The sequence below is a fragment of the Brachybacterium hainanense genome (assembly GCF_042434575.1).
Lineage (GTDB): Bacteria > Actinomycetota > Actinomycetes > Actinomycetales > Dermabacteraceae > Brachybacterium > Brachybacterium hainanense.
Window position 1 is genome coordinate 64,075 of record NZ_JBHLSV010000004.1, and the last position, 23,025, is coordinate 87,099.

21 protein-coding genes are annotated in these 23,025 nt (G+C 71.3%); 12 read left to right on the plus strand and 9 right to left on the minus strand.

All coding sequences use genetic code 11. The features are described 5' to 3' along the window. Positions 1 to 34 precede the first annotated feature (34 nt). Entirely contained in the window at positions 35 to 874 is an 840-nt protein-coding gene (locus ACFFF6_RS04285; RefSeq protein ID WP_376978517.1) for an NAD-dependent epimerase/dehydratase family protein, read from the minus strand. 163 nt (positions 875 to 1,037) lie between these two features. On the opposite strand from ACFFF6_RS04285, the gene ACFFF6_RS04290 reads away from it, so the two are divergent. The 9 genes from ACFFF6_RS04290 (at position 1,038) to ACFFF6_RS04330 (ending at position 11,472) form a co-directional block, all read left to right on the plus strand. Next, complete coding sequence (locus ACFFF6_RS04290) at positions 1,038 to 1,712, plus strand: DUF6318 family protein (RefSeq protein ID WP_376978519.1); 675 nt, start codon at positions 1,038 to 1,040, stop codon at positions 1,710 to 1,712. A gap of 263 nt (positions 1,713 to 1,975) precedes the next feature. Further along, positions 1,976 to 2,812 (plus strand): PKD domain-containing protein, encoded by an 837-nt coding sequence (locus ACFFF6_RS04295; RefSeq protein WP_376978521.1) that lies wholly within the window; start codon positions 1,976 to 1,978, stop codon positions 2,810 to 2,812. Between the two features lie 192 nt (positions 2,813 to 3,004). Continuing rightward, positions 3,005 to 4,162 carry an ROK family transcriptional regulator gene (locus ACFFF6_RS04300; protein ID WP_376978523.1) on the plus strand — a complete coding sequence of 386 codons (1,158 nt, stop codon included), beginning with the start codon at positions 3,005 to 3,007 and terminating at the stop codon, positions 4,160 to 4,162. Next, positions 4,159 to 5,646, plus strand: a complete 1,488-nt coding sequence (locus ACFFF6_RS04305; RefSeq protein WP_376978525.1) for a sulfatase family protein — start codon at positions 4,159 to 4,161, stop codon at positions 5,644 to 5,646. Before ACFFF6_RS04300 ends, ACFFF6_RS04305 begins: the two co-directional genes overlap by 4 nt. Next, positions 5,643 to 7,010 (plus strand): extracellular solute-binding protein, encoded by a 1,368-nt coding sequence (locus ACFFF6_RS04310; RefSeq protein ID WP_376978527.1) that lies wholly within the window; start codon positions 5,643 to 5,645, stop codon positions 7,008 to 7,010. The genes ACFFF6_RS04305 and ACFFF6_RS04310 overlap by 4 nt, the downstream gene beginning before the upstream one ends. Positions 7,011 to 7,051: 41 nt before the next feature. After that, positions 7,052 to 8,014: a carbohydrate ABC transporter permease gene (locus tag ACFFF6_RS04315; protein ID WP_376978529.1), complete on the plus strand. Its 963-nt coding sequence runs from the start codon at positions 7,052 to 7,054 to the stop codon at positions 8,012 to 8,014. A 3-nt stretch (positions 8,015 to 8,017) separates the two neighbouring features. Next, positions 8,018 to 8,872 (plus strand): carbohydrate ABC transporter permease, encoded by an 855-nt coding sequence (locus tag ACFFF6_RS04320; RefSeq protein ID WP_376978531.1) that lies wholly within the window; start codon positions 8,018 to 8,020, stop codon positions 8,870 to 8,872. Positions 8,873 to 8,920: 48 nt separating this feature from the next. Further along, positions 8,921 to 10,555, plus strand: coding sequence for an alpha-L-arabinofuranosidase family protein (locus ACFFF6_RS04325; RefSeq protein ID WP_376978533.1), 1,635 nt, complete (start codon positions 8,921 to 8,923; stop codon positions 10,553 to 10,555). Between the two features lie 110 nt (positions 10,556 to 10,665). Next, positions 10,666 to 11,472 carry an N-formylglutamate amidohydrolase gene (locus ACFFF6_RS04330; RefSeq protein WP_376978535.1) on the plus strand — a complete coding sequence of 269 codons (807 nt, stop codon included), beginning with the start codon at positions 10,666 to 10,668 and terminating at the stop codon, positions 11,470 to 11,472. On the opposite strand, the gene ACFFF6_RS04335 is transcribed toward ACFFF6_RS04330, so the two are convergent. After that, positions 11,465 to 12,667, minus strand: a complete 1,203-nt coding sequence (locus ACFFF6_RS04335; RefSeq protein WP_376978537.1) for an MFS transporter — start codon at positions 12,665 to 12,667, stop codon at positions 11,465 to 11,467. The two genes, ACFFF6_RS04330 and ACFFF6_RS04335, sit on opposite strands and share 8 nt — an antisense overlap. A gap of 62 nt (positions 12,668 to 12,729) precedes the next feature. Here ACFFF6_RS04335 and ACFFF6_RS04340 point away from each other — a divergent pair, with 62 nt between their 5' ends. The 3 genes from ACFFF6_RS04340 (at position 12,730) to ACFFF6_RS04350 (ending at position 14,671) form a co-directional block, all read left to right on the plus strand. After that, positions 12,730 to 13,068 (plus strand): ArsR/SmtB family transcription factor, encoded by a 339-nt coding sequence (locus ACFFF6_RS04340; RefSeq protein WP_376978539.1) that lies wholly within the window; start codon positions 12,730 to 12,732, stop codon positions 13,066 to 13,068. Positions 13,069 to 13,144: 76 nt separating this feature from the next. Further along, positions 13,145 to 14,380, plus strand: a complete 1,236-nt coding sequence (locus ACFFF6_RS04345; RefSeq protein ID WP_376978541.1) for an ATP-binding protein — start codon at positions 13,145 to 13,147, stop codon at positions 14,378 to 14,380. 60 nt (positions 14,381 to 14,440) lie between these two features. Continuing rightward, positions 14,441 to 14,671 carry a PIN domain-containing protein gene (locus tag ACFFF6_RS04350; RefSeq protein WP_376978543.1) on the plus strand — a complete coding sequence of 77 codons (231 nt, stop codon included), beginning with the start codon at positions 14,441 to 14,443 and terminating at the stop codon, positions 14,669 to 14,671. Between the two features lie 138 nt (positions 14,672 to 14,809). Here the strand turns inward: ACFFF6_RS04350 and ACFFF6_RS04355 are convergent, their stop codons facing one another. The 7 genes from ACFFF6_RS04355 to ACFFF6_RS04385 all read right to left on the minus strand — a co-directional run bounded on the left by ACFFF6_RS04355 (position 14,810) and on the right by ACFFF6_RS04385 (position 22,930). Continuing rightward, positions 14,810 to 15,184, minus strand: a complete 375-nt coding sequence (locus ACFFF6_RS04355; protein ID WP_376978545.1) for a VOC family protein — start codon at positions 15,182 to 15,184, stop codon at positions 14,810 to 14,812. A gap of 184 nt (positions 15,185 to 15,368) precedes the next feature. Then, complete coding sequence (locus tag ACFFF6_RS04360; protein ID WP_376978546.1) at positions 15,369 to 17,597, minus strand: FAD-dependent oxidoreductase; 2,229 nt, start codon at positions 17,595 to 17,597, stop codon at positions 15,369 to 15,371. A 106-nt stretch (positions 17,598 to 17,703) separates the two neighbouring features. After that, entirely contained in the window at positions 17,704 to 18,582 is an 879-nt protein-coding gene (locus ACFFF6_RS04365; protein WP_376978548.1) for a MurR/RpiR family transcriptional regulator, read from the minus strand. Continuing rightward, positions 18,579 to 19,502 (minus strand): carbohydrate ABC transporter permease, encoded by a 924-nt coding sequence (locus ACFFF6_RS04370; protein WP_376978550.1) that lies wholly within the window; start codon positions 19,500 to 19,502, stop codon positions 18,579 to 18,581. The genes ACFFF6_RS04365 and ACFFF6_RS04370 overlap by 4 nt, the downstream gene beginning before the upstream one ends. Further along, positions 19,495 to 20,448: a carbohydrate ABC transporter permease gene (locus ACFFF6_RS04375; RefSeq protein ID WP_376978552.1), complete on the minus strand. Its 954-nt coding sequence runs from the start codon at positions 20,446 to 20,448 to the stop codon at positions 19,495 to 19,497. Before ACFFF6_RS04375 ends, ACFFF6_RS04370 begins: the two co-directional genes overlap by 8 nt. A 1-nt stretch (position 20,449) precedes the next feature. After that, entirely contained in the window at positions 20,450 to 21,820 is a 1,371-nt protein-coding gene (locus tag ACFFF6_RS04380; RefSeq protein ID WP_376978554.1) for an ABC transporter substrate-binding protein, read from the minus strand. A gap of 150 nt (positions 21,821 to 21,970) precedes the next feature. After that, positions 21,971 to 22,930, minus strand: a complete 960-nt coding sequence (locus tag ACFFF6_RS04385; protein ID WP_376978556.1) for a ribokinase — start codon at positions 22,928 to 22,930, stop codon at positions 21,971 to 21,973. Positions 22,931 to 23,025 lie beyond the last annotated feature (95 nt).

The window sequence follows — 23,025 nt, forward strand, 5'->3', positions numbered from 1 at the left end:
GCGGGGGCGATGATCCTCGCTGTGCGGGAGGCTCCTACCGCCAGCTGTGCTCCGGGGCGTACCCCAGCATCCGCCGCGCCTTGTCGATCGACAGCAGCGTCCCGTTCCCGGCGATGTCGCCGCGGACAGGGACGTCGGGGAAGACCTCGGCGACCAGCTCGCGGTTGTCGCGGGACATGACGGTGTCCGCGGCGGCGACGATGAAGCGGTCGAAGCCGGTGGCCTCGTGCTCGAGGGAGCGGCGGACCGCCTGGGCGCCGTCGCGGGCGTCGACGTAGCCCCACAGGTTCCACCTGCGCAGGGAGGCATCGGCGTCGAAGTCGGGGAAGCGGGCGTAGTCCTGCTCGTCCATGACGTTGGAGAAGCGCAGCGCGATGATCTTCAGGTCCGGGTTCCAGCGGCATAGCTGGATCGCCAGCTGCTCCTCGAGGTGCTTGGAGAGCGAGTAGTGGGATTCGGGCCGGGCCTCGTACTCCTCGTCCACGGGGATGTACGGCGGCGGGGTGTCGAAGGGGAGGCCCAGCACCGTCTCACTCGAGGCGGTCACGATGTTGCGGATCCCCGCCTTCAGCGCGGCCGTGAGCACGTTGTAGGTGCTGAGCATGTTGTTCTGGAAGGTCGCCGAGTTCGTCGCGAGCCCGGGGGCGGGGATCGCGCTGAGGTGCACGACCGCGTCGAAGCCGCCCGGCGCCTGCTCGTCGATGCCGGTCAGCGCATCGAGCACCTGCCCGGCGTCGCGCAGATCGATCCGCACGAACCCCGGGCCGCGCTCGCCCGCCTGATCCAGGTTCACGACCTGGTGCCCGTGGCCGCGGAGGTCGCGGACCACCGTCCGTCCCAGCTTGCCGGAGCCACCTGTCACTGCGATTCTCATGCGCCTATGGTGCACCCTCGCGCAGGAGGCGTCATGAGCAGGCCGAGGGGTGGCGGGCAGAGTTATCCACATCAGGGGCGATCTCATGACGAGCACGGGCTCCGTGGGCTAGGTTCACGAGACATCCCGTTCCCCACGGCCCCTCACCCCCAGGAGCACCTCGGTGATTCCCTCCCTCGCTCGCCCCGCCCCAGCCGGAGCTTCCTCGGCCCGGTTCAGGCGCCGTGCGGTCATCGCTGCAGCGGTCGCCGCTCTTGCCTTGAGCGGTGCCGCCTGCAGTCCGAAGGATGACCCCGACGGCCCAGCAACCCCGACGACTCACGCCGCGGAGACATCGCCCGCTTCCGACGGCGGGGGCGACGCAGAAGCCGAGACCCCGACCGAGAGCGAGGAGCCCTCGACGCCGTCCGTCGCACTCCCGGATCCGGCCGACTACCCGAAGATGAAGGAGCACTCGGACGAGGGGGCCCAGCAGGCGTTCGCGTTCTACTGGGCGAATGCGGCAGTTGCTGGGCAGACAGGAGATGTGAGCACCTTGGCTACGTTGCGCACAGATACTTGCGAGGCCTGTATCAGATTCGAAGACCAGGTGGCAGATAATCTGGCAACTGGCGATCTGTGGTCGAGTGTGGAGGTGAAGGAACTCGATCTGCGATCGGTAGAAGAGTCGGGTGTAGAGTATATGGTCTATTACGAGTTTGAGTTTGTTTCTGCGGAGGATGCAGCAGACAAAGGGCTTGACGGGTTGGTCTACGGTTCGGCCGGCGCGATGAGTTGGCATGCGGACGGATGGAAGGTTGATGAGCTTTCCTATAAGCGGAGCGGCAGTGATGGATGATGCTGATCCAGCGTAGGTCCATCAATATCGTCACCCTCCTCCTGCTGCTGCTTCTCGTGGCCAATGTGTCCGGCGTTGGGTATGCAGAGTCTCTACCGTTGGGGCCGACCGAAGGTTCGGCGCTTGGACTGGGCGACAGTCTGGAGGATGACTGTGATCAGGCGTCTGGAACGTGTGGGGTCGTGGGGCGTCTCGGATCTGATGCGTATGAAAATCCAGTGCCCGCTGGAGGATCTATGAAAAATTCTGGCAAGGTCTCTTCTATGGGCAACCCGTCTCGCTTCTCCTACGACTGGAAGACGCTCGGCAAGGACCTGTCGTGCGTGGATTATGGCGGGGGAAGCGACGGCAGGGCTGGGGGATGTGCGGGAGTCATGTTGACCTGCGGGATCTCGACGACGAGCATCGCTGCCAACGGGAGGGTCGAGGAGTACGCGCAGCTTCCGACGGCACAGGTCGGCACCCGGCACGACCGGGTGAAGGGGGCATCTTCGGAGCTGGATCCGCGGTGCAACTCCGCGCTCCTGCAGGTGCCGGGCGGCGCGGTGACGCCGGGTGGCCAGCCGGTGATCATCACGGTCACGCGAGCGGACTTCGCCGAGCTGCCTGTCGCGGCACCGGTCGCCCATGCCGGACCGGAGCGGGGCTGGCTGCCCGTGCACATGGACAACGTCCTGTATGCGGAGGAGGGGGAGCAGACCCTGGAATCGACGGTGCTCGGCGTCCCGGTCCGGATCCGGGCGGTTCCGGTCGAGTACCGGTGGGACCTGGGGGACGGGAACACGGTGACCACGACGAAGCCCGGGAAGCCGTACCCGTCGACGCAGGTGACGGCGACCTACGACCATGAGGGCTGGTACGACGTCACGCTGACCACGGAGTTCGCGGGCCAGTATTCCGTCGCAGGCGGGGAGTGGCAGGACATCGACGGCACGATCACGGTCGAGTCCGAGCCGAAGCCCATCTACTCGAAATCCCTCGAGTCGCGCCTCGTGAACCCGGACGTCCCCGTCGACGAGGACGAGGACCCGTGGATCCCCGAGCGCACCGCCGACACCGAAGGGCCGCAGGACCCCGACGCCGAGCATCGGACCCTCTGACAGCACCTGCAGCTCGACGCCGCGGCGCCGTGCTCGTCGCGGCCTCGGAGGGGCCCGCGGGCGACCGCGGCCATGGGGGATCGGTGCGGTGCGGGACGCCCGGGCCGGCCGTTCCGACGCATTTCGTCGATCGCTCGACAGAAGTCCGCGCATGTCGTTGCCGGGATCCGGCCCGGCGCCCATGCTGGCGGGATGACGAACGGGACGACGAAGCCCCTGCGCGGGGCCGAGCACGAGATCCTGCGGGCGCTGCGCCTGCAGGGCCCGTCCACGCGCGCCGAGCTGGTGCGGCGGACGGGGCTGTCGCGCGCCACGGTCTCCGCGGCCGCGACGCGGCTGATGGGGGAGGGCAGGGTCGAGGGCGCCGGAGCCGTCCCCGTCCGACGCGGCGTGGGCCGCACACCCGAGCGCCTCGCACTCAGCGTCACCGGCGCCGTGATCCTCGGCGTCGAGTTCGGGCATCGGCGCGTCACCATCACCGCGAAGAACGAGGCCCACGGCATCGAGGGCACGGCCTCGGCCAGCTACGAGCACGACACCCCCTGGCCCCGACGTGTCCGCAGCGCCCTCGCCCTCATCGGCAGGCTCGAAGCTCTCCGCGACCGCACCGTCATCGCCGTCGGCCTGGGCGTTCCCGGGCGCATCCCCGGCCGCGACGAGATCGCCGCCTCCCTCACGGACACCTTCTCCACGCACATCGCCCGCGAGGTCCGCGCGGACAACAACGCCCGCCTCGCCGGGCTCGCCGAGTCCGTCTGGGGAGCGGGTCGCGACCTCGAGAGCTTCGCCTACCTGCGCCTCATGGACGGCGTGGGTGGCGCCCTCATCGCCCGCGGCGCGATCTTCGACGGCGCCCACGGCACCGCCGGGGAGTTCGGCCACATGACCCTGGACCCCGCCGGCCCCGCCTGCCGCTGCGGCAAGCGCGGCTGCCTCGAGGCCTACGTCTCGCGGGAGCGGATCCTCGCCGCCACCGCCCATCACGACCTCGCCGACCTGCGCGAGGCCCTCGACGCCGGCGACGCCCGCCGCCGGGACGTGGTCGCCGCGGCCGGCCAGCGCATCGGCGCCGTCCTCGCCAACGTGTGCACCGCCCTCGACGTCGAGGGCGTCGTCCTGGGCGGCGACCTGACCGACCTCGGACCGCACCTCATGGGCCCCCTCGAGACGACCTTCGCCCGCAACCTCATGCCCGCCCGCGCCCACCGGATCACCCTGCGCACCGGCCGGATCAGGCAGGTCGACGGCGCGCTCGGCGCGATCGCCCTGATCCTGCGGGACCCCGGCATCTCCCTCGGCATCCCCGCCGCCCGCACCACCCGCGACCTGACGGGACGGATCTCCTCATGACCAGCCCCAACATCTTCTTCTTCCTCACCGACCAGCACCGCGTCGACACCCTCCCCTGCTACGGCAACGAGGTCGTCCGGACGCCATGGCTGGACTCCCTCGCCGCCCAGGGCACCGTCTTCGACCGCTTCTACACGCCCACCGCGATCTGCACCCCCGCCCGCGCGAGCCTCCTCACCGGGCAGTCGCCCTTCCGCCACCAGCTGCTCGCCAACTACGAGCGCAACGTCGGCTACAAGGAGGACCTCGAGCCCGGCCACCGCACCGTCAGCGCGGACCTGCGCGCACGCGGCTACCGGGTGGGCCTCGCCGGGAAATGGCACGTGGGCCTGCACCGCACCGCGCAGGACTGCGGCTTCGACGCCCTCCACATGCACGGCTGGCACAACCCCGTGGACCTGCCCGCCTACCAGGAATGGCTCGCCGCGCAGGGCCTGCCCCCGTACCGGCTGCGGGACGAGATCCGGGGCACCTTCCCCAACGGCGGCCGCGGCAACCTCCTCGCCGCCCGCCTCGAGCAGGGCGTCGAGGCGACCTTCGAGCGGTTCCTCGGCGACCTCGCGATCGCTCAGCTGCGCGAGTACGCGCAGACGTACTACCGCGACGGCACGCCGTTCTTCCTCGCCACCCACTTCTTCGGGCCGCACCTGCCCTACAACCTGCCCGCCGAGTACTTCGACATGTACGACCCGGACGAGGTGGAGCTGCCCGCCTCCATCGCCGAGACGTTCCTCGGCAAACCCCCCGTGCAGGCCAACTACTCCGCCCACTGGACCTTCGACACCCTCGGCGAGGAGACCAGCCGGAAGCTGATCGCCGCCTACTGGGGGTACGTGACGATGATCGACCACGAGATCGGGCGGATCGTCGAGGTCGCCCGCGAGCTGGGCGTCTACGACGACGCGGCCGTGTTCTTCAGTGCCGACCACGGCGAGTTCACCGGATCCCACCGCCTGCACGACAAGGGCCCGGCCATGTACGAGGACATCTACCGCGTCCCCGGCGTGGTCCGGCCCCCGGGCGGCGGCCCCGCCCAGCACCGCGCCGAGTTCGCGGACCTCATCGACCTCACCGCCACGATCGACGAGCTCGCCGGAACCCCGCCCGAGCGCACCCCGGACGGCACCAGCCTCCTGCCGATCCTGCGCGGCGAGCATCCGCAGTGGCGCAGCGACTACGTCGCCGAGTTCCACGGCCACCACTTCCCCTACCCGCAGCGGATGCTCGTCACCGACCGGTACAAGCTCATCGTCAACCCCGAATCCGTCAACGAGTTCTACGACCTCCGCGCGGACCCCCACGAGCTCACCAACCGCTACGGCTTCCCCGAATGCCGCCGGGAGCGCGACGCGCACCTGGCCCTGCTGTACCGCCGCCTCCGCGACCGCGGGGACAACTTCTATCACTGGATGACCTCGATGTACCCGGTGGGCGGCGTGGACTACGACACCTCGCTCGGATCCTTCGAAAGGACCGCATCATGACCGTCCCGCAGCATCGGACCCCCACCTCCCCGCCCCGTGGGGCCGGCATCGGCCGGCGCGCCCTGCTCGCCGGAGCCGGAGCCGCCACCACGGCGCTCACGGCCGCCGCCTGCTCCGGCGGGACCTCGATCGGAGGCTCCCCGGACCAGCCCGCCGGTCCGAAGAAGGCCTTCTCCGGCACCTACGACGGCCCCGAGGTCACCATCACCTTCTGGAACGGCTTCACCGGCGGCGACGGCCCCTACATGAAGCAGCTCGTCGCCGAGTTCACCGAGGCCAACCCGGCGATCACCGTCAAGCAGTCCTCCCTCGAATGGCCCGACCTGTACTCCAAGGTCGTCACCGCGACCGACGCCGGCAGCGGCCCCGACGTGGTCGCGATGCACCTCGACCAGCTCGCGAGCTTCGCGGCCCGCGGCACGATCCTTCCGCTGGACGACCTCACCGAGTCCCTGGGCCTCACCGAGGACGACTACACCCCCGTGGTCTGGAAGGGCGGCGTCTTCCAGGACCACCGCTACGGCATCCCCCTGGACATGTTCACCCTCGCCCAGTACTGGAGCACCGAGCTGCTGGGCTCCGCCGGGCTCGAGACCGGACCCGCCACCGGCCAGGAGTTCGACGCCGCCGTCGCGGCGCTCCAGGCGGCCGGGGTCGCGAACCCGTACTGGGTCTCGCCCGGCACCTGGCAGATCTTCGTCAGCCTGCTCGGCCAGTTCGGCGGGAGCCTCTACTCCGAGGACCTCAGCACGGTCACCTTCGGCGAGGAGCCCGGCGTGAAGGCGCTGACCTGGATGCGGGACATCGTCGCCTCCGGCACGAGCCCCGCCGATGCGACCGAGCTGTCCACCGCCTTCAAGAACGGCTCCTCCGCGATCATCCACGAGCTGCTGTGGATGATCAACGACCTCGAGGACACCGCGGAGGGGCTCGACTACGGGCTGAGTCCCTTCCCGCAGATCGGCGATGCGCCCGGCGTGTTCGCGAACTCCCACCACTTCACGCTCACCAAGCAGGCCGATGCCGAGGAGGACCGCGGCCAGGCCGCCCGCATGTTCATCTCCTGGATGAGCGAGAACTCGGCGACCTGGGCCGGCTCCGGGAACATCCCCGCTCGCGCCTCGGCCCGCGAGGACGCCGCCTTCACCGGGAGCCGCCAGGCCCCGCTCGCCGAGCAGACGTCCCTGAACAGCTTCCTGTTCCTGCAGCAGGTCCCCGGCTCCCGGGAGATCGCCGCGGACAGCTACCAGAGGGCCGTGAGCCGGGCCGTGCTCGGCGAGGAGGAGCCGGCGGCCGCGCTCGCCGCCGCCGCGAGGACCGCGCAGGAGATGCTCGACCGCAACCGCGAGCTGTACTCGTTCTGACCCGCGCCGCCGCGAGGCGGAGCACCGAGAGGAGAGGGCCGATGAGCAGCGCAGCTCCGCCCCTGAGCCCGCCCCGACCCCGGGCGCCGTCGCCGCAGCGCGCGGCCCCCCGGAGGATCCGCCGCGGCCACCCCGTCACCCCGTACCTGTTCGTCGCTCCGTTCCTGGTCCTGTTCGCCGTGTTCGTGCTGACGCCCATCCTCGTGCTGGCCTTCTCGAGCCTGCGGCAGTGGATCCTCGGCTTCGAGCGCGGCGGCTTCGTCGGGCTCGAGAACTACGCGACGCTCCTGTCGGGGCGCGGCGTGCTGTCCGAGGAGTTCTGGAGCGGCATGCGCGTGACCGCGATCTTCACGGCGGCATCCGTGCCGCTGCTGGTCACGGTGCCCTTCGCGCTCGCCCTCCTGCTGAACCTCCGCTTCCGGGGCCGCACCTTCTTCCGCGCCGTGTACTTCGCGCCCTATGTGCTGGGCGTCGCCGTCGTCGGCGTCCTGTGGCACTTCCTGCTGGATGCGCGCGTGGGCCCCGTGAACCATCTGCTCGGGGTCCTCGGGCTGCCCGACCACGTCGCCTGGACCACCTCCCTGCCCGCGGGCTGGGTCTCCCTCGTGGGCGTGACCGTGTGGTGGACGGCCGGCTTCAACGCCGTGATCTACCTGGCCGCCCTGCAGGACGTCCCCGTCGAGCTCCACGAGGCCGCGCGCATCGACGGCGCCGGCGCCTGGCGCCGCCTCTGGGTCGTGACCATCCCCCACATGCGCCGCGTCCTGCAGTTCGTCGTCCTCATCACGATCATCGCCTCCGCCAACATGTACGGCCAGTCCGCGCTGATCACGCAGGAGCAGCCCGGCGGAGGCACCCGCACCGCGATCGGCTACATCGCCGTGACCGGCATGCAGTCCTACGACATCGGCATGGCGAGCGCCATGAGCATGATCCTCGCCCTGTGCCTGATCCTCGCGAGCCTGCTGGTGAACCAGATCTTCCGCCTCGTCGGGAAGGCATGACCCATGACGCGACAGCTCCCGTCCCGCCGCAGGTCCCTGCGCCCGCGCAGGCTCGCCCTCTGGGCCGTGCTCATCGGCTTGACCTGCATCTTCGCCCTGCCGCTGGTGTACATGGCAGGCACCGCCTTCAAGACCCCGGCCGAGTCGATCTCCGCCGAGTTCCACCTCCTGCCCCAGCGGCCCACGCTCGGCGCGTTCCGCCACATCCTGGGCGACGGCTCCACCCCGGTCCTGCGCTGGGTCGGCAACAGCCTCCTGGTCGCCGTCGCGCACAGCGCCCTGACCGTCGTGCTGGCCGTCCTCGCCGCATACGCCCTCGCCCGCATGCCCTTCCGGGGACGCACGCTCATCATGGCCGTCGTGCTGGCCACCATGTTCGTGCCCGCCGTGGTCATGCTGATCCCGCACTTCCTCATCGTGAACTCCCTGGGCTGGCTCAACAGCTACGCCGCGCTGATCATCCCCGGCGCGGCCGGCGCCTTCGGCGTGTTCTTCCTGCGGCAGTTCTTCGCGGCGATCCCGCGGGAGCTCGAGGAGGCCGCCGTCGTCGACGGCTGCACGCAGTGGAGCACCTTCACGCGCGTCATGCTGCCGCTGGCCCGCCCGGCCGTGGCCACCCTCGTCGTCCTCGCCTTCCTGGGTAGCTGGAACGACTACCTGTGGCCAGTCTTCGTCCTGTTCAGCAGCGAGATGCAGACCCTGCCCTCCGGGCTGCGGCTGCTGCAGGCGGAGAACGGCACCCGCTACGACGTGATGATGGCCGGAGCGATCATCGCCAGCGTCCCCGTGCTCGCCCTGTACGTGCTCGCCCAGCGCTGGATCATCGAGGGCGTCTCCACGAGCGGCATCAAGGGCTGACCAGCCCCATCCCCATCCGCACCCGACCCGCCCCTCCGAGAGGACATCATGACCATCCCCGCCCGCATCGAGATCACCGACGCCCCCGGGCTGCGCCCCCTCGACCGGAAGATCTACGGCCACTTCCTCGAATCCGCCTTCTTCGGCAACATCGAGGGCGGCGTGCTCGACGAGGGCTCCCCGCTCTCCGTCGTCGCCGACGGTCCGCTCGACGGCTGCCGGCAGGACGTGATCGACGCCTGCCGCGAGCTCGGCATGCCGGTCGTGCGCTGGCCCGGCGGCAACTTCACCTCCGCCTCCTGGTGGCAGGACGGCACCGGCCCCCGCGAGCAGCGGCCCCGGCGCCTCGAGCTCGCCTGGGGCTCGGAGGAGACCAACCGCTTCGGCACCCCCGAGTTCCTCGCCTGGTGCGAGGCCACCGGCGCCACGCCCTACCTCGCCCACAGCTGCCGCAGCGTCGACGACGCCGTGCGCTGGGTCGAGTACACCAACTACGCCGGCGACACGGAGATGACCCGCCGCCGCGCCGCCGACGGCATCGACCCCGCCCGTCCCGTGCCGATCTGGGGCCTGGGCAACGAGGTGTACGGCCCCTGGCAGATGGGCCACCGCAGCCCCGAGCAGTACGCGGCCGACGCGCGCGAGCACGCGCGGTTCATGCGTGCCGTCGACGGCACGATCCGCTTCGTCGCCGTCGGACTGGACGAGGACCGCTGGACCGACGTCGTGGTGCGCGAGCTCGGCGAGATCGTCGACTGGTTCTCCGTCCACGCCTACGGGGCCGGATTCCACCTCGTGGATCCCTCCCGCGAGGAGTTCGACGCGATCGTCTCCCAGGCCCTCTGGTTCGAGCAGGTCCTCCAGGGCTTCTCCGCGAAGATCGCCGCGGCCGCCGCCCGGCACGGGATCGAGCACCCGCTGGAGATCGCCTTCGACGAATGGAACATGCGCCATTACGAGCCGCGGACCTGGGAGGAGCCGCAGCCCGGGGCCGAGGGCGGGATCTCCCCGCGCGACACCTCCGGGGCCGCCGATGCGCCCGGCGTCGCCGGGGAGAACGGCTGGCGGGTCAGCCGCTACTCGCCGCGCACCCTGGCCGATGCGCTGTTCTACTCCGGCGTCTTCCACGCGATCCATCGGACCGCCGGGAACGACGTCCCGGTGACGATGGCGAACACCGTCAACCTCGTCAACGCCAACGGCCTGCTGGCCGTGCGCGAGGGCGGTCTCGTGCGCTCGGCGACCTACCACGTGTGGGACCTGTACCTGAACCACTTCGGCACCGTGCCCCTGCCCGTGCGGGTCTGCGGCCCCGCCGTCACCCGGCCCGTCCGGCACGAGCAGGGCTGGGGCGGCGAGGCGCACTGCCGGGAGACGAGCGCGGCCGTGGGGCTGCTGGATGTGAGCGCCTCCGCCTCCGGGGACGGCACCCGACGCTTCGCCGCGATCATCAACCGCTCCGCCGATGCGGACCTCGAGGTGCTCCTCGACGTGGACGGCCTGCCCCTGGACGGGACGGTCACGGCGCACACGCTGGGGGCGGACGCCCCGGATCTGTTCGCCGCGAACAGCCTCGCGCAGCCGGACGTGCTGGGCATCCGCGAGAGCACCGTGCAGGTGACCGGGGGAGCGGTCACGGTCCCGGCCCATGCCATCACGGTGCTGTCATGGGAGGTGCGCTGATCGACGGGCCGCCGGGAGAGCTCCGCGTGTCGGAGCCGCCCCCTAGCGTGTGAGCGACAGGGGCCGGGCGCGCGAGGCCCGCGCCCGCCCTCGCCGCGGAAGGACGCCCCATGATCGAGGTCGAGGACTGGACCGAGGTCCGTGATCGCACCGGCTCCTCGCCGGTGATCCTCCACGCGCCCCATGGCGGCATCGCCGTGCCCGCAGCGGTGCGCGGACAGTTTCGCCTCGGCGAGACGGAGCTCGCCGAGGAGATCCGCATCATGACGGACCACGGCGTCGACCGGCTGGCCCGGATCGCTGCGACGTCCACGCAGGCCAGCGTCATGATCGATCTGCTGTCCCGGCTGGTCGTCGACGTCGAGCGCTTCCCCGGGCCCGAGGAGGAGAAGAACGCCGTCGGCATGGGCGTGCTGTACACGCATGGCTCGCAGCGGCAGGTGATCCGCGAGGTCGCGACCGGGGAGCGCGCAGGGCTCATGGCCTTCTTCGACGCGCACTCCGCGCGGATGACGCAGCTGGTCGAGCAGGCGCTCGCCCGTCACGGGACAGCGGTCATCATCGATGTGCACTCGTACCACACCTATCCGGAGCCGCATGAGCTGTACACCGAGGAGCCCAGGCCGCCGCTGTGCATCGGCTACGAGGCCCCGCACATGACCCCGGCGCTGCGGGACATGGTGGCCGCGGCGTTCGCCGGGTTCGAGCAGGGCGACAACCAGACCTTCCACGGCTCCTACGTGCCGCTGCCGCACTACGGGCGCGACGCGCGGGTGCAGTCGGTCATGCTCGAGATCCGCCGCGACCAGTACATGGACGAGCGATCGGGGCAGATGCGCGAGGCCGAGGTCGCACGGCTCGGGGCCGCTCTGAGTGATCTGGTGCGGAAGGTGGAGGACCACTTCTGCGTCAGCTGACCGTGCACGCCTCGGGCCCTGGAGCATCGGCCCGCCCGGGAGCGTGAGCCCGCCGGGTCCCGAACGATGCGCTGAGCAGCGCGAGCGCGAGCAGCGCCGCGGCGATCGGCGGGATCCACGCCGCGCCCAGCGTCTCGACGACGACTCCGCCGGCGGCGCCCGCCACGGCCGTGCCGAGGTACAGCCCGGAGATGTTCAGGGCGACGGCGGTCATCGGGGACCCGGGCGCCGCCTCGATCGTGCTGGCCTGCAGCGGGGGGTTGAGCGCCCAGGCGAAGACCGACCACAGGGCGAGGCCCAGCAGGAACACCGGCAGCGGCGCCCGGGTGCCGATGATGATCGTGAGCAGCGCGAGGGCGAGGGCGTGGCCGGCCAGGACGCTCATCCGGGAGGCCCGGCCGCCCAGGCGGTCGGCGAGCCGTCCGCCCAGCAGCGCGGAGGGTACGCCGATCAGGCCGATCAGCAGCAGGATCATCGGCAGCATCGAGGTGCCGCCCCGGGCATGCGCGAGGAGCGGCGCGAGATAGCTGTAGAGCATGAGGCCGCCGCTGCCCGCGAGCGTCACGGCGAGCACGAGGCGCAGCACGGGCATGCTGCGCAGCGGCGCGAGGCGCGCGGCGAGGGAGCCGCCGTCCTGCCCCGGCAGGTGGGGGAGCCGGGCAGCGATCGTGAGCAGCGCGAGCAGGGCGACGGCGGCGATGAGCAGGAACGTCGCGCGCCAGCCGAAGAGCCCGCCGAACCAGGCGCCCAGCGGCACCCCGGTGAACAGGGCGACGGTGAGCCCGGCGGTGACGATGGCCAGGAAAGCGCCCTGGCGGCCCTCGGGGGCGGCTTGCGCGGCGGCGGCGAAGGCGGTCGCAGAGATGGCCGCGGCGGTGAGGCCAGCCGCGATGCGCAGCAGCAGGAGCGTCGTGATCCCCGGCGCGAAGGCGGCGGTGACGTTCACGAGGGCGAAGAGCGCGAGCGCCGCGATGAGCACCGTGCGCCGCGGCAGCGGATCGCACAGGATGCCGAGGACCGGGGCGCCGAGGGCGAAGGCGAGGGCGAAGGCGGTCACGAGCTGCCCGGCGGCGCCGATGCTCACGGAGAGGTCGCGGGAGATCTCCGGCAGCAGGCCGGCGATGACGAACTCGTCGGTCCCGAGGGAGAGGGCGGCGAGGAACAGGCCGAGCAGCCAGAGGGGGCGGTGGGGCACGGATCTCCAATGTTCGTTATTCGACGAAGTACGAACAAGAGGCTAGATGGGATACTCGTACCATGTCCAGCCAGCCCCACCCCGACCTCGCCGCCGTGCCCCTGACCACGGTGCTGTCCGCGCTGTCGAACCCGGTGCGCCTCGGGATCGTGCGGCTCCTGGCCGATGACGCCGAACGGCAATGGGGGGAGCTCGACGCGCCCGTCGCCCCCTCCACCCTGAGCCGCCACCTCCAGGTGCTGCGCTCGGCCGGCGTCACCCGCACCCGGGAGGAGGGGACGCGCTGCTACGTCCGACTGCGCCGCGAGGACCTCGAGACCCGCTTCCCCGGTCTGCTCGACAGCGTGCTCGCGGCCGATGCCTCCGGCGCGAGCGAGGTGGGCGTCAAAGCGGTGCGCTGAGCGGCGGGCTCGGATGGCGCGAGGCTGCGGGCTGGTAAATTTACCAAGGAAACGGGTGTCTGATAAATTTATCATCATGCGCACTCCCTTGAACTCTCCCTTCAGCCCTGGCTCCGACAGCGTCCCCGAGGTCTGGGCCGGACGCCTCACACATCTGGACGACTGGCGCAGCGTCGTCCGACCGCGGCGTCTCGCAGGCCTTCCCGAACGAGGGCGCACCATCCTCGGCGAAGCCGGGCTCGGGAAGTCCTCGCTGGTGCGCCGGCTCGCCTCGGAAGCAGCGGCCCTGGGTGACTGGATCACCCCGCAGCTGCGGATCCCGCTGGGGGCGGACCCGCTCAAGCCGGTTGCGGCGGCGCTGCTCGAGCTGGCCCGGCAGGCAGGACTCCCAGCCTCTCGGGAACAGCGGATCGGATCGCTGCTGGAGCGTGTCGAGACGGTCGCGGCCGCAGGGCTCTCGCTGTCGATGCGTGCGAAGGACGGCCCCGAACCCTACAGTGCGCTGTCCGATCTCATCCTCGAGATCGGGCGGGAGGCCGCCCGTCGCGGCGACGTCCTCGTGATGATCCACATCGACGAGATGCAGAACGTCACCCGGGGGGATGCGCTGTCCCAGCTGCTCATCGCGCTCGGAGACAGCCTTGCTCACGAGGAGGAGGTCGAGGTGCCCGGTGGGGGGCGTCTGCTGCGCACCCTGCCCATCGCGGTGTATCTGACGGGGCTGCCGGAGTTCGCCGACATGGCCGGGGCCCGCAAGGGGGCGACCTTCGCGCGGCGCTTCCAGACGACGACGCTGGCGGCGATCGCCGATGACGACCTCGCGGCAGCCCTGCAGCCCTTCGTCCTCCCCGGCTGGCCGGTCTCAGGCCCTGCGGGCCTTCCCGGGCGGGTGCGGATGACACCCCAGGCCCGCGACGCGATCATCGAACGATGCTGCGGCGAGCCCTTCCTCTTCCAGCTGGCGGGGGAGCGGGCCTGGTACGCCGGGACCGGAGACCTGATCACCCGGGAGGACGTCGCCGAGGGATGGCGATCTGCGGAGGGGGAGGCGGAATCCCACGTCGTGCGGATCCTCGAGCGCCTGCCTGCGCGGGAGCGAGAGTTCGTCGAGGCCATGGCGAGCCTGGCGCCGCAGGAACGGAGGCTCACGCGGATCGCCGAGGCGGCAGGCCTGTCCGCAGCGGCGAAGGCGGGCCCCACCACCCAGCGCCTCGACACCCAGCGGGGGATCATCCGCCGCGGCAGCCCGTACACGTTCCGGCACCGCGCCGTCGAGGCGTACCTGGCCACCGACTGGCCCGCGGTCGCCTGACCCGTGCGTCTTCTTGCCGAGCAGGCAGAGGCGGACTTCGATCCCCTTCCCCTCGACGCGGTGGCCGCTCGCGCATTCGGAGGAATCGCCGCCTCGCTCCGCTCCACCGGACGCAAGCCCGCCGCCTGCGCCGACGATGCGCTCAACGCCGCCATCGCCATGTCCCGCGGACTGCCCGTCTTCACGGTGAACCCCGCGGACTTCGAGGGCATCGACGGTCTCGACGTGCGGGTTGTCGCCCGGACCGGAGGGGCTCCGTCGAACGTCGAGAGCGGGGCCGACGGCGGCTGAGGGTCGAGCTCCGCGCTGTACAGCCGTGATGAGGCTCGGCCTGCGACGCGGTGATCCGCGGCGCAGGTGCGGTGAGCGGCCGTCCTGATGTCGTGGACGGCGGGGCCGGGCGGCTCGATGCCCGACCCCGCCCGCCGCTCACAGATACGGTCGCGTGATCAGCTCGAGGTAGTGCCCCGACGGGTCCAGCAGGTACACGCCGCGGCTGCCGTGCTCGGCGTTGATCTCCCCGGGCTGGGACCGCTGCGGGTCCGCCCAGTGCTCGAGGCCGCGCTCGCGGATCAGGGCGAGCGCCCGGTCGAAGTGCGCGTCGTCCAGGAGATACGCGTAGTGCTGCGGCGGGAACTCCATCGGCGGGGTGGCGAACTGCAGCAGGACGCCGCCGCCGATCTGCAGGTTCGTGAACGGGCCCCAGGACGGGGCCTCCTCGGCCTCGAGCAGGTCGCGATAGAAGGCGGCCATCCGACCGGGATCGGTCGAGGCGATGATCGTGTGGTTGAAATGCGCTGTCATGGGTCTCCTTGTGTCGTGCGGGTGATCGGGGTCGACTCGCACGCGGAGGAGCGCGGATCAGGGAACGACCAGATCGCCGTTCCGGGAGCGGCCTGCAGGGGCCTGACTGGTCATCATCGGGGGAATCCTACTGCAGGCCCGCAGGACGCGGCGAGGGGTGGTGCGGCAGGCGTGCCTCCCGGGCTCACCCCGCGTACGTCCGCACCGCGACGACGCGGGCCCCGGGGGCGCCGTGGGTGTCGAGCGCGACCAGGCGCAGGGCCTCGAGCTCCTGCTCCTCGCCGAGATCCACGCTCCAGCGGCGACGACGGTTCTCCTCGAGAGAGGCCAGGGTGCGCCAGCTGCCGCCGATCCGCCCCTCGAGCCGGGCGCTGCGCACCAGGGTCGGCATGATCTCCGCCTCCGTGCGGTGATGGTGCAGGTTGATGAGGTCCTCGTTGACGTCGTCGTCGAAGATCACGTCGACCTCCCGTACCTGCTGCGGAGCCTCCCAGACCAGCTCGAGCCAGGGCTGCGGGTCCTCGGCCGCGGGGCCGGAGACCCACATGTTCGGCCCGCCGTAGGGCCGGGCGTAACCGCCGCGGACCTGCTCGGGGCGGAAGGCCCGCGTGGGCGCGATGGCGCGGAAGCAGATCCCGCGACCGTGCAGGGTCTCCTTCCAGTGCCGCCACTGCTCGGTCCACTGCTCGTCCTCCGGCATCTCCCGGTGGATCATCGTCACCGTCCCCGGCTCGACGTGCTCGCCCTCATGGACGGCGAGGTCCGGGTTCGCGTGCAGGGTGAGAAAGGCGTTGCGCGCGGATCCCGGTTCCCAGGCCAGCGGCAGGCGCACCCAGGAGCGCCCCTCGGCGACGGGGACGCGGACCTGCTGGACCTCGGCATCGGGCAGATAGTTCTGCGGCTTCGAGGTCGCATGGAGCGCAGCGTGCAGCTCGGTCGGGTGCGCTGCGTCGACGAGGATCTCGACGCCGTCCAGCGCCGGATCCACCGGCAGGACGAGCCCCAGGTCATCGGCGAGCACCCGGGTGCCGGCGCTTCGCTCGCTGGCGAGACGGGTCTTCGCCGAGGATGCGATGACCTGCGCCTGCAGCGCGAGATCGGCCGGATCGTCGTTCTCGACCCCCAGCACGGAGGCATCGGCCCGGACCATCGCCCGACGCAGCTGCGCGACATGCTCCCCGGCGAGCGCGGACGGGCTCGAGCCCAGCTCCTGGGCGAGGGCCGCACCGATCCCCGCCGCCTCCCCGAGCACGGCGCAGGTCGCCATCACCCGTGTCGAGCCGAAGGCGACATGGCTCGCGCTGATGTCGCGCCCGGCCATCCACAGGTTCGTGACGTTCCGCGAGAACAGCGAGCGCAGCGGGAGATGGTAGTTCCCCTCCGGATGCCAGTGCCGTGAGCCGGGCTCGGTCGCGTACACCCCGCCGGAAGGGTGCAGGTCGATCGACCAGCCGCCGAAGCCGATCCGGTCCTCGAACTCGGTCTGGCCCAGCACATCATGCTGGGTCAGGACGTGCTCGCCCACGAACCGGCGATATTCGCGCTTGCCGGGCACGGCCCCCACCCATTCGAGGGTCAGCGTGTCCGCATCGAACCGCCCCGAGTTCTTGATGTGGTCCCACAGCCCGTAGCAGACGGCCTGCAGCTCCTGGCGGATCCGCGCGTCGTCGTGGACGACGTCCAGCTCGCCGCCCCATTCGATCCACCAGAACGCGCAGCCGCGCATGTCCTGCCGGATCACGCGGTGCTCCGGGATCCCCGCGGCGACCACGTCGACCGCGAAGGGGGGCGGCACGAACTTCGAGGGGACCCCCGTGTCCCGGGAGGAGAACAGGATCGTGCTGCCGAGCATGTTGCCGTCGGGGGCCTCGGGAGCCCATGACTCCCCGAACTGCTCCCGCGCCTCGCGCCCGCTCATGTGCTCCGCCCCGGCGAGATGCCCCACGAGCCCGTCGCCCGTGCAGTCCACGAAGGTCGGCGCCACGATCGTGATGCGCCGCTCGGAGCCGCTCATCCAGCCGGTCACCGACCGGATCGTGCGCCGCTCGGGCGGACCGTCCGCCGTCACCTCGGTGACGTCCGTGTTCAGCAGCAGGGTGATGTTCGGCTCCGCGCGGACCGTCTCCTCGAGCAGGAGGTCCCAGTAGTAGGGGTTCCCCTCCGGATTGCGGAACTGGTTCTCCACGTACAGCTCGCCCATGATGCCGGTCTCCCGGGCGAACAGGTGGATCCCGTGCGCTGTCGCCCCGCACACCCACACCCGCACCTCGCTCGAGGAGTTCCCGCCCAGCACGGGACGGTTCTGCGCGAGCACCACGCGGCGGCCGCGGCGGGCCGCGCCGAGGGCGGCGCAGATGCCCGCCAGGCCCCCGCCCAGCACGGCGATGTCGGTCTCGATGGTCTCCTCGATCACGATGGATCGTCCTTTCCGGAGGGTGTGCGCGGGCCCGATGGCACCGCAGGTCAGCGGGCGCCGAGGCGCCCTGGGCCCCTCTGCGTGGGGATGGGGCCCGGTCCCCTCAGCGGGGGTCCTCGAGGGCGCCGTCGTCGACGTAGCGGCGGGTCCCGTCGACCGAGCGCAGCTGTGCGACGAGCACCCACAGCAGACTGGTCACGAGGGTGTCGCTCGCCCGGCCCGAGTAGTGCTGGGTCCACACCTCGCCGTCGCGGATGCCGGTGAACACGCTGATCCCCGCCGCCTCGTCGACGGCGGATCCGGGCGCGCCGTGCACGGCGACGGTCGCGGCGCCCGCGGAGGAGGCATCGGCCAGCAGGCGTGCGGCGATGCCGTCGGCCCCTGAGCGGTTCAGCACGACGACCGCGTCGCGCGAGGTCAGCGTCGCCGACAGGGTGCGGACTGTGACCGGCCCGCCCTCCAGGAACCAGGCCGCCACGCCGATGCGCTGCAACCGCAGGTGCAGCTCCCGCAGAGCCACCGAGTCGCCCCATTCGCCGTACAGCAGGACCCGCTCGGCGCCCGCGATCACCGCCGCCGCCTCCTGCGCGGCACCGATGTCGATGCCGGAGACCGCCTCCCGCAGCGCCCGCGCCGCGGTGCCCGCGAGGATGTCGAGGACATCGGCCGCGGAGTCCCGCGGGGTGATCGCGCTGCCGATGTCGCGGGCCCAGCCGTCCTGGGCGTTGCGGCCGTTCTCGACCGCGATCGCGGAGCGCAGCTGCGGGAACCCGGCGTACCCGAGGCGCCCCGCGAGGCGCGACACCGTCGCGGGAGGAGCATCGGCGCGGGCTCCGAGCGTCGTGATGCTCAGGGAGCCCGCGGCGTCGGGATCGGCGAGGATCGCCTCGGCGACCCGGCGCATGGTCGGGTTCAGGGAGGGCAGCTCCTCGCGCAGCGCGGTCAGGGCCGGCCTCGCAGGGGAGGGGGTGTCAGTGCTCATTTGAGGGCGCTCTCGGTCATGGCCTGCACGAAGCGGCGCTGGAAGATGAGGAACACCACGAGGATAGGGAGGATCGAGATGACCGCGGCGGCCATGGACACGCCCGGCGCCATCGCTCCCGTCTCGTCGGTGAAGCTGGTCAGCGCCAGAGGCAGCGTGAACGACTCCGGGGTGGACAGGAACACCAGCGGCGTCTCGAAGTCGTTCCAGGACCACACGAAGGTGAGGATCGCGAGCGCGCTGATCATCGGCATCGCCGTGGGCAGGTAGATGCGGCGGAAGATCTGCCATTCGTTCGCGCCGTCGATGCGCGCCGCCTCCGCGAACTCCCCGGGCTGCGCGATGAAGAACTGCCGCATGAGGAAGGTGCCCAGCACCGTGAACATTCCCGGCAGGATCAGCGCCCACAACGAGTCGTACAGCCCCAGCTTCTGGAAGTACACGAACCGCGGCACGAGCAGCAGCTGCGCGGGGATCAGCGAGGTCGCGAGGTAGGCGATGAACACGGGCCCGCGTCCGCGGAAGCGCAGGCGCGCGAAGGCGTAGCCGGCCAGAGTCGCCGTGGTCAGCTCGCCGGCCACGCGCAGCAGGGCCACGAGGACCGAGTTCCCGAAGGCCGGGAGGATCGATCCCTCCCCGAACAGCACCTCGAGGTAGTTCTCCCAGCGCACATCGCGCGGGATCCACCGCATCGGCACCGTGAAGGCGTCGACGTCCGGCTTCAGCGAGGTCGAGATCATCCACGCGAAGGGCAGGAGGAACAGCAGGGCGAGCAGCCACAGCGGCACGCCCCAGCCCCAGCGTCGCAGGAGCTCGCGGCGGCGGCGCTGCGCCCGGCGGGCCGCGACGCTCGTGCGCGGATCGACGGATGCGGCCGATGCCGGGCCCCGGGCCCCGGCCGTGCGGGTCGCGTCAGTCATGGAGGGCCCTCCCTCGCTGCAGGCGCCACATGAGCAGCATGAGCGCGAAGATTCCCAGGAACGTCACGAGCCCCACGGCGGAGGCGTATCCGAAGCGGTAGAACTGGAAGCTCGTCTGGTACATGTAGAACGACAGGGTGGTCGTCGAGGACCCCGGTCCGCCGTTCGTGATGAGCGCGATCATGCCGAAGCTCTGCGAGATCCCCACGAACAGGGTGACCAGCAGGAACAGGGAGGCCGGCAGGAGCGCGGGCCAGGTGATCGCGCGGAACATGCGCGTGCGTCCGGCGCCGTCGATGCGCGCCGCCTCGTACAGCTGCACGGGCGCGTCCTGCAGGGCGGAGAGGTAGATCAGGCATGCATACCCGGCCTGCGCCCACACGGTCACGAGGATCAGCGCGGGCAGCGCCCAGCGCGAGGACGCGAACCAGCCGGGCAGATGCTCGAGGCCCAGAGAGCCCAGGAACTGGTTCAGGAGCCCCGCCGAGGGGTCCAGGAGCATCATCCACGTCATGCCGATCGCGACGACGTTGACGATGTACGGGATGAAGAAGCAGGCACGCAGCAGCCCGCGGGCCGGCAGATCCCGGTTCAGCGCCATCGCCAGCAGCAGACCCGCCGCGAGGGTCAGCGGCACCGCCGCTCCCGCGTAGACCACGGTGATCAGCAGGCTGCGCCAGAACGTCGGGTCCTGCAGGACGAACACGAAGTTGTCGACGCCCACGAGCTCGATGCCCTCGAAGCCCGAGACCAGGTTCCACTCGGTGAAGGACAGCAGGACCACCGAGACGAGCGGCACGAAGGTGAACAGGGCGACGCCCAGCAGGTTGGGGGCGATGAACAGCCAGCCCACCAGGGCCTTCGGTTCGGCGGGGGAGCGGCGGCGGGGAGACGCGGGGGCCGGGCCGGATGCGGCCGCGGTCGATGGGGCTGCGGAGGTGGTCATCTCAGTCCTCCCGGAAGCGGTCGATGAGCGCATCGGCATCGGCGTGGATCGTCGCGACCGCCGCCTCCGGGGTGCGCTCGAGCAGCCAGCACACGTCGCGCTGCTGCTCGTAGGTCTGGGTGATCTCGGCGACCGCGGTCAGGTCGGTGTCCACGAACAGCCTCGGGTCCGTCGCGAACAGGGTGCGGCGGAATGACTCCACATCGAAGAACTCCTCCCGCTGCTCGCCCAGCAGCGCCTCGAGCAGGACGTCGGGCTCGACCACGTCCAGGGCCGGGATCTTCCCGCCGAGCGCCATGTCCAGCGCGCCCTCGGTCAGCCAGAACGCGACGAACTCCCGGGCCAGCTCCTGCTTGGGGCTGCGGGCGCTGACCTGGATGTAGTTGCCGAACACGCCGCTGTTCCAGTCCGCGCCGTCGATCGTCGGCATCGGTGCGCAGGAGGTGAGGAACTCGTGCGGGTACTCCTCGGGGTCCTGCAGGAAGCGCAGGCTGAAGGGAGCGGTGCCCCAGATCGCGAAGTCCCCGGCGATGAAGTAGTTCTGCTGGTACGCCTCGATGTGACGGGCCATCACCTGCGTCCACGGGAAGATCGACCCCTCGCGGATCATCTCTGCGGACAGGGCGAGATGATGCAGGAAGGCGGGATGCTCGAAGTTCGATCCGCCGTCCGTCGCGTACCAGAAGTTCGGGCCCAGCTCGATGCGGGGAAGGTCGGGGAGCATGTACGTGCCGTAGCGGTCCGGCCGGGCGAGGGCTCGGACCGTCTCGAGGTACTCCGCGAGGTCCCACGCCTGCGGCAGGGCGATCCCCGCCTCCTCGCGCAGGTCCTCGCGCAGCAGCACGAGGTTCGGCTCCTTCGTGGTCGCGAGCGCCGTGATCCGATCCCCGTCGACGAGCGCCTTCGGCTCGTCGGTGTCGAGGAACGGCGCGAGCGCAGGTGTCGAGCGGACCAGATCGGAGAGGTCCGCGGCCATCCCCGAGCCCGCGCGCAGGGCGAGGTTCGCGGAGTCGTAGGTGAAGAAGACGTCGATGTCCACGCCGCCCTGCAGCGCCGTGTTGACCTTGAGGTTCCCGCGGTCGTCGTTGACGAAGCGGGTGTAGCGCACCGAGCGGTCGGGATGCTTCTCGAGGTAGCGGTCGATGAGCTGCTGCGGCCCGTTCTCCGGCGGCACGCCGCCCCAGACCTGCAGGGTGTCCATGTCGACGGCCGTCGAGGTGGATCCGCAGCCTGCGAGGGTCGCGGCTGCTGCGGCGCCGATCATGCCGCCGAAGCGGCGCCGGCTCAGGGACGGGAGGGGGGACCGCGGAGCGTGCGCCGCGGCGCGGTCCGCACCGGGCGGCGAGGGGACGGCGGGCAGGGGACGTGCCATGGAGACCTCCGACGCATCATCGCGCGGGGAGAGGAAGCGGACGTGCACAAGAATTACACCACGAAGGCGGAAGGTCAAGGCGTACTGAAAATATTGTGCAGTCCGAGGGGTTGACGCCCTGCCGGGGATCCGGCGAACGCCCCCGGTGCGTCATGCCTCCGGCAGAGCCGTGACCTCCCCGGCGAGCTCCGGCAGCGGGTCGCCCGCGCGCGGGTAGCTGGGCTGGGCGCCCGCGGAGGTGGCCGCCGCCGCGCCGACCCGGCAGGCCAGCCGCGCGGCCTCCACGAGGTCCTTCCCCCGGGACAGCTCGACGGCGAGGGCGCCGATGAACGCGTCGCCCGCACCGGTCGTGTCGACGGCCTCCACGCGCGCGGCGGGGACGTGCCAGGTGCCGGTCCCATCGGACACGAGCGCCCCCTGCGCCCCCAGCGTCAGCACCGCCGCCCGGATGCCCTGACCCCGCAGCGCGCGCAGCATGCCCTGCGGCGCGGCGGGGATGTCCGCCGCCGGCACCCCGAGCCCGGCCAGGACGAGGCCGGCCTCGTGCTCATTGACGACCAGGGGGTCGGCGGCACGCAGCACCTCCGCGGGCAGCGGGATGACCGGGGCGGGGTTGAGCAGGAACCGCCCTCGCACCAGCGGGGCGAGGGCCTCGATCCCGGAGGCGGGGATCTCCCCCTGCGAGACGACGATGCCGGCGGAGGCGATGAGGGACGCGCAGGAGCGCACCCGGTCGCCGTCGACCCGCGCGTTCGCGCCGGGGATCACGATGATCGCGTTCTCGCCGTCCGCCGCGACGGTCACGATCGCCTGGCCCGTGGGGCCGGGCAGGGCGAGGACCTGCTCGGTCGCGGCGCCGCTGTCGCGCAGGGCGGACAGGGCCGTGGCCGCCGCGGCATCGGACCCCACGGCCCCCAGCATCGCGACCCGCCCGCCGAGCCGGGCCGCGGCCACCGCCTGGTTCGCGCCCTTCCCGCCGGGCAACAGCTCCCCCCCTTCCCCCGGGACCGTCTCGCCGGGGCAGGGATGGCGATCGACGCGGACGAGCAGGTCGACGTTGATCGAGCCGACGACGAGGATGGCGGGGACGGAGGAGCAAGGACGGGCCATGGAGGTCTCCTGAGGTGTGCGGCTGCAGTGCGGTGGATCGGGGCCGACGTGTCGGGTCGGCCGGGGGACGGGGTGGTCAGGATCGGGGTGCCGGG